This window comes from Mesorhizobium sp. M0715 (assembly GCF_040320355.1).
Lineage (GTDB): Bacteria > Pseudomonadota > Alphaproteobacteria > Rhizobiales > Rhizobiaceae > Mesorhizobium.
The window spans coordinates 20,935-27,017 of the sequence record NZ_JAMYPL010000043.1 but is presented as its reverse complement, the minus strand read 5'-3'; the positions used below and the strand labels follow the sequence as shown (position 1 = coordinate 27,017).

Annotated in this window: 6 protein-coding genes; 2 read left to right on the top strand and 4 right to left on the bottom strand. The window is 65.0% G+C overall.

The features are described from left to right. Nucleotides 1-227 (top strand): hypothetical protein (locus NKI21_RS30985; protein ID WP_352869032.1); only part of this gene is annotated, 227 nt, incomplete at its 5' end. Between the two features lie 55 nt (nucleotides 228-282). Here NKI21_RS30985 and NKI21_RS30980 read toward each other — a convergent pair. Beyond that, on the bottom strand, nucleotides 283-711 hold the full coding sequence (locus NKI21_RS30980; protein ID WP_023813397.1) for an Lrp/AsnC family transcriptional regulator: 429 nt from the start codon (nucleotides 709-711) through the stop codon (nucleotides 283-285). A 115-nt stretch (nucleotides 712-826) separates the two neighbouring features. Between NKI21_RS30980 and NKI21_RS30975 the strand changes: the two genes are divergently transcribed. After that, on the top strand, nucleotides 827-1,930 hold the full coding sequence (locus tag NKI21_RS30975; RefSeq protein WP_352761461.1) for a saccharopine dehydrogenase family protein: 1,104 nt from the start codon (nucleotides 827-829) through the stop codon (nucleotides 1,928-1,930). A gap of 158 nt (nucleotides 1,931-2,088) precedes the next feature. Here NKI21_RS30975 and lpdA read toward each other — a convergent pair whose 3' ends face one another. The 3 genes from lpdA to NKI21_RS30960 form a co-directional block, all read right to left on the bottom strand. Further along, nucleotides 2,089-3,486 carry a dihydrolipoyl dehydrogenase gene (gene lpdA / locus NKI21_RS30970; RefSeq protein ID WP_352869028.1) on the bottom strand — a complete coding sequence of 466 codons (1,398 nt, stop codon included), beginning with the start codon at nucleotides 3,484-3,486 and terminating at the stop codon, nucleotides 2,089-2,091. A gap of 198 nt (nucleotides 3,487-3,684) precedes the next feature. Further along, nucleotides 3,685-5,067, bottom strand: coding sequence for a dihydrolipoamide acetyltransferase family protein (locus NKI21_RS30965; RefSeq protein ID WP_352723088.1), 1,383 nt, complete (start codon nucleotides 5,065-5,067; stop codon nucleotides 3,685-3,687). A gap of 1 nt (nucleotide 5,068) precedes the next feature. Continuing rightward, on the bottom strand, nucleotides 5,069-6,082 hold the full coding sequence (locus NKI21_RS30960; RefSeq protein ID WP_027162844.1) for an alpha-ketoacid dehydrogenase subunit beta: 1,014 nt from the start codon (nucleotides 6,080-6,082) through the stop codon (nucleotides 5,069-5,071). Nucleotide 6,083: the final 1 nt, after the last annotated feature.

Sequence of the window (6,083 nt, the reverse complement as noted above, 5' to 3'; positions counted from 1 at the left end):
CGACCGCTCCGACCAAGACCCTGCGGCAGCAGAGCCTCCACAAAACTGAACTGACCGCTCGGCTTCGTCGTCATCGCAAGATCCCCGTTTCAAAAACAGGGAATCACATCCACACAATTTTGCAACAGGCCCCTTGCGGGGGAGATGCCTGGCAAGGCAGAGGGGGGTGCTGTCCCGCCGACCTGTCGATCTGTCACACGGCGCAGATGGCCGAGGCTAGCGCCTGAGCACCCCCCTCTGGCCTGCCGGCCATCTCCCCCGCAAGGGGGGAGATCAGCAGCTTCACCTATCTATCCGCGTCGACAGGATGATCGACGACAAAGTCCGCTCGACTCCGTCCATGGCGCCGATCTGGTCGAGCAGCATGTCGAGGTCGCGGATCGACGGCGCGTCGACGATGACGATCATATCGAAATTGCCGCTGACCGAATGCAGCGTCCTGACCGTCGCCAGGCCGCGCAGGGCGCGCACCACCTTGTCGGCGAGCTTGGGCGTCACGGTGAGCAGCACATGTGCCCGCACCAGCCCCTGCTCGTAGTCCGGCGCCAGCCGCACGCCATAGCCTGATATGATGCCGCGCTGCTCCAGCCGTTCGATCCGGCTCTGTACCGTGGTCCGCGAGACGCCAAGCCGCCGCGCCAGCTCGGCGGTCGAGGCGCGCGCATTCTCGCGCAGCAGGGAAAGCAGGGCTTGTTCGGCGTCACTGAGCATTTCGACGATTCTTCTCGGCAGACTAGCCAATAGATGGTTTCGTTTCGAACAAAACCACGCTTCCATTCGACGGGCAAGCTGCGAATCTGGGCTTACAATCAGTGAGGGATCGGTCATGAAGAAAATTGTCGTTGTCGGCGCCGGAAAGATCGGCTCGACCATTGCCGAGATGCTCGCCGCCACGGGGGATTATCAGGTCACGCTCGTCGACCGCTCGGCAGCACAGCTCGCTTCCGCCGAACTGCCGGCCACGGTCGCGACGCTGGAGCTCGACATCGAGGCATCCGGCACGCTGGAAGCCGCCCTCGCCGGCAAATTCGCGGTGCTCAGCGCCGCTCCCTTCCATCTGACCACCCGCATCGCCGAGGCAGCGGCCAGTGCCGGCGTGCACTATCTCGACCTCACCGAGGATGTCGTCTCGACCCGCCGCGTCAAGGAATTGGCGCGCTCCGGCAGAAACGCCTTCATTCCGCAATGCGGCCTGGCGCCGGGCTTCATCTCGATCGTCGCCAACGATCTCGCCAGCCGCTTCGACACGCTGGAGAGCGTGCGCATGCGCGTCGGCGCTTTGCCGCAATACCCGTCCAACGCGCTGAACTACAATCTGACCTGGAGCACCGACGGCGTCATCAACGAATATTGCGAGCCCTGCGAGGCGATCGTCGAGGGCGAACTGGTCGAAGTGCCGCCGCTGGAGGAGCGCGAGGAGTTCTCGCTCGACGGCGTCACCTACGAGGCCTTCAACACCTCCGGTGGGCTCGGCACGCTGGCCGAGACGCTGAAGGGCAGAGTGCGCACGCTGAACTACCGCACCATCCGCTATCCCGGCCACGCCGCGATCATGAAGGCGCTGCTCAACGACCTTGGCCTGCGCCACCGCCGTGACGTGCTGAAAGACATTTTCGAGAGCGCCCTGCCGGCAACGCTGCAGGACGTGGTCATCGTCTTCGTCACCGTCTCGGGCCGCAAGAACGGCCGCCTGCTGCAGGAGACCTACGCCAACAAGATCTACTCGAAGCGTGTCGGCGACACGGTGCGCAGCGCCATCCAGATCACCACCGCATCCGGCATCTGCGCCGTGCTCGACATGCTGGCCGACGGCAGCCTGCCGGCGACCGGCTTCGTCAAGCAGGAAGACATCGCGCTCGACGCATTCCTAGCCAACCGCTTCGGCCGCGCCTATGCCCAGCACGAGATGGTGAGCCGGCTGGCGAGCTGAAGTTCTTCACCCTCCCCCTTGTGGGGAGGGTCGGCTCGCATGCGTAGCGAAGCGTAGACTGCGAGACGGGGTGGGGTGAGCGCTGACGGTCGGCGAGGACCCCCACCCCGCTCCGCTTCGCGGATCGACCCTCCCCACAAGGGGGAGGGTAAGCATCCTCAAATATGCAGCGCGTGCCCCAGCGCCTTGAGCGCCGCTTCCTGGAACCCTTCGCCCTGCGTCGGATGCGCATGGATCGTGCCGGCAATGTCCTCCAGCCGCGCGCCCATCTCCAGCGCCAGCCCGAATGACGCCGCCAGTTCCGACACACCTTGCCCGACCGCCTGGATGCCAAGCACCAGATGGTTGTCGGCCCGCGCCACCACGCGGACGAAGCCGTCTTCGCCCAGCTTCGTCATCGCCCGGCCATTGGCGGCGAACGGGAACATGCCGATCTTGATCTCGCCGCCCAGAGCCCTGGCCTCTTCCGGTGAAAGACCAGCGGTGACGAGTTCCGGATCGGTGAAGCAAACGGCGGGAATGGCGCGCTTGTCCCAGTTGCGCTTGTGACCGGCGATGATCTCGGCGACCATCTCGCCCTGGGCCATCGCCCGGTGCGCCAGCATCGGCTCACCGGTGACGTCACCGATGGCAAAGATGCCGCGCATCGAGGTGCGGCACTGCTCGTCGATGCGGATGAATTTTCCAGCCATATCAAGGTCGATCTGGTCGAGCCCCCAGCCTTCGGTCACCGGCTTGCGGCCGACCGTCACCAGGATTTTTTCGGCGGCGACCTTGGCGCTCTTGCCGTCGGATGTCTCGATCAGCAGCGCGTCGCCTTTGGTCGACAGCCCCTTGGCCTTTGCACCCAGCATCACCTCGATGCCGAGTGCGTTGAGCCGCTTGACCACCGGCCGGGTGAGTTCCGCATCATATTGCGCCAGCACGCGCGGCAACGCCTCGACCACGGTCACTTTGGCGCCCATTTTGGCGAAGGCCATGCCGAGTTCCAGGCCGATATAGCCGCCACCGACGACCGCGAGTTTTTTCGGCACATCGCTGAGCGCCAACGCCTCCGTGGAGGAAATCACCGGACCGCCAAAGGGCAGGAACGGCAGTTCGACCGGCGTCGAGCCGGTGGCGATGACGATCGCCTCGGCGCGGATGACTTGGCTTCCCGTCTCGGTCTCGACCTCCACAGTCTTGCCGTCGCGAAAGCTCGCCCAGCCATGCACGGTCTTCACGCCTGCCTTCTTGAGCAGGCCGGCGACGCCGCTGTTGAGCCGGCTCACGATGCCGTCCTTCCAGGCGATCGTCTTAGCCAGGTCGAGCGTCGGTGCGGTGAGCGAAATGCCAAGCGGGCTCTTGCCGCCTTCCATGTGCGAGACCCTCTCGAACTCTTCCGCCGCATGGATCAGCGCCTTGGATGGGATGCAGCCGACATTGAGGCAGGTGCCGCCCGGTTTGCCGGCCTCGACGATTACCGTATCGACGCCGAGCTGTCCCGCGCGGATGGCGCAGATGTAACCGCCAGGACCGGCGCCGATGACGAGCAGCTTGCAGGAGATTTCTTTCATGACGGCACGCTCTCTATGGTGACGAAGGCCCCCTCATCCGACCGCTTCGCGGCCACCTTCTCCCCGCTGGGGAGAAGAGACTGGCGCCTGCGCTGACGACCTCCTCTCCCCTCGGGGAGAGGTCGGATTGCCCCGAATTGCCTTTGCAATTCGGCTGGCAATCCGGGTGAGGGGGCCTTTGCGACGGTTCTCATCCCCTCAATCCACGAAAATCAGCGCCGGTGTTTCCAGCAGCGTCTTTATCCGCTGGATGAACACCGCCGCGTCCCAGCCGTCGATGACGCGATGGTCGAAGCTCGACGACAGGTTCATCATCTTGCGCGGCATGAACTGGGTGCCGTCCCACACCGGCCGCACCATCATCTTGTTGACGCCGATGATCGCCACTTCCGGATGGTTGATCACCGGCGTCGTCGCCACGCCGCCCATGGCGCCGAGCGAGGTGATGGTGATGGTCGAGCCGGACAGCTCGTCGCGTGTCGCGGTGCCGGACTTGGCAGCCTCGGCCAACCTGATGACCTCAGTGCCGCATTCCCAGATGTCGCGCGCCTCGGCATGCCTGACCACCGGCACCACCAGCCCCGACGGCGTCTGCGCGGCAATGCCGATATGGATGCCGCCATGCTGGTGGATGATGCCGGCCTCGTCGTCGAACAGCGAATTGAGGTTGGGCTGGTCCGCTATCGCCTTGACCATCGCCCGCATCAGGAACGGTAGCAGCGTCAGCTTCGGCCGCTCCACGCCCGGGCGCTTCTCCTTGTTGAGTGCGGCGCGCAATTCCTCCAGCGCGGTGACGTCGATCTCCTCGACATAGGTGATGTGCGGGATGCGCGATTTGGACAGCGTCATCTTCTCGGCGATCTTGCGCCGCAGCCCGACCACCTTGATGTCCTGTATCGTATCGTTGCGGGCGAGACCGGATGTCCTGGCGACCTGCGGGCCGCGCGCCAGGAACGCCTCGATATCCTCATGGCCGATGCGCCCGGCAGGGCCGCTCCCCGCAACCTGCCGGAGATCGATGCCCGCCTCTTTTGCCCGCAGACGGACGGCCGGAGAGGCCAACGATCTTTCGCCCTCGGGACGGGGTGCGCCGGCGGGCGCGACAACTCCGGACGTCGGCGCAGTACCCCCGCCCCTAGCCCCTCCCCACAAGGGGGAGGGGGATTCTGTCTGCGCTGCTCGCACGCTTTTTGCGGAGGACTCTGATGATGGCGAAGTAGATTTTGCTCCGCCCTTGGAGGCCGTGGCGCGTCCCCCTCCCCCTTGTGAGGGGCTAGGGGTGGGGGTACTCTCAGCCGTGACTTTTGCCGGCGTCGCACCACCCGCAACATTGCCCTCGCCCGCCACCTTCAGCCGCACGATGGGCGAGCCGATCGCCACCGTGTCGCCGATCTCGGCGCCCAGCCACAGGATTTCGCCGTCGACAGGCGACGGGATTTCGACCGTCGCCTTGTCGGTCATGACGGCGGCAAGCACGGTGTCCTCGCGCACCATGTCGCCGATCTTGACGTGCCATTCGACGAGCTCGGCTTCGGCGACACCCTCGCCGACATCGGGCAGCTTGATGATGTGTTCGCCCATCTCAGGCCCCCATGGTTTCAAGCAAGGCACGGCCTACCCGGGCGGGACCGGGGAAATAGTCCCATTCCTGCGCATGCGGATAGGGCGTGTCCCAGCCGGCAACGCGAGCGACCGGCGCTTCGAGGTGATAGAAGCAGTTTTCCTGCACCAGGGCCGACAGTTCGGCGCCGAAGCCCGACGTCAGCGTCGCCTCGTGCACGATGACGCAGCGCCCAGTCTTCTTGACCGAGGCGACGATCGTGTCGAGGTCGAGCGGCAAAAGCGTCCTGAGATCGATGATCTCGGCATCGATGCCCGTTTCTTCGACGGCCGCCTGCGCGACATAGACCATGGTGCCGTAGGCGAGCACGGTGAGGGCCGAGCCTGCCCGGCGGATCGCCGCCTTGCCGAGCGGCACGGTGTAGTGGCCGTCGGCGACCTCTCCGAGCTCATGTTTCGACCACGGCGTCACCGGCCGGTCGTGATGGCCGTCGAAAGGGCCGTTGTAGAGCCGCTTCGGCTCCAAAAAAATCACCGGATCGGGGTCTTCGATCGCCGCGATGAGTAGCCCTTTGGCGTCATGTGGGTTGGACGGCACCACGGTCTTCAGTCCCGACACATGGGTGAACAGCGCTTCCGGGCTCTGGCTGTGCGTCTGGCCGCCAAAAATGCCGCCGCCGGTCGGCATGCGCACCACGATCGGACAGGTGAAATCGCCGTTGGAGCGGTAACGCAGCCGTGCCGCTTCCTGCGTCAGCTGGTCGTAGGCCGGATACATGTAGTCGGCAAACTGAATCTCCACGCACGGCTTCAGGCCATAGGCGGCCATGCCGATGGCCGAGCCGACAATGCCGGATTCGTTGATCGGCGCATCGAAGCAGCGGCTCTTGCCGTATTTGGCCTGCAGGCCTTGCGTGCAGCGGAATACGCCGCCGAAGAAGCCGACATCTTCGCCGAACACGACGACTTTGTCGTCGCGCCCCATCGACACGTCCATGGCATCGCGAATGGCCTCGATCATGGTCCGTCTCGGCATG

What these genes read in the sequence shown, in the direction of transcription:
- lpdA (WP_352869028.1), bottom strand. Translation starts at nt 3,486, where the DNA reads ATGAAAGAAATCTCCTGCAAGCTGCTCGTCATCGGCGCCGGTCCTGGC.
- NKI21_RS30965 (WP_352723088.1), bottom strand. Translation starts at nt 5,067, where the DNA reads ATGGGCGAACACATCATCAAGCTGCCCGATGTCGGCGAGGGTGTCGCC.
- NKI21_RS30960 (WP_027162844.1), bottom strand. Translation starts at nt 6,082, where the DNA reads ATGCCGAGACGGACCATGATCGAGGCCATTCGCGATGCCATGGACGTG.
- NKI21_RS30980 (WP_023813397.1), bottom strand. Translation starts at nt 711, where the DNA reads ATGCTCAGTGACGCCGAACAAGCCCTGCTTTCCCTGCTGCGCGAGAAT.
- NKI21_RS30975 (WP_352761461.1), top strand. Translation starts at nt 827, where the DNA reads ATGAAGAAAATTGTCGTTGTCGGCGCCGGAAAGATCGGCTCGACCATT.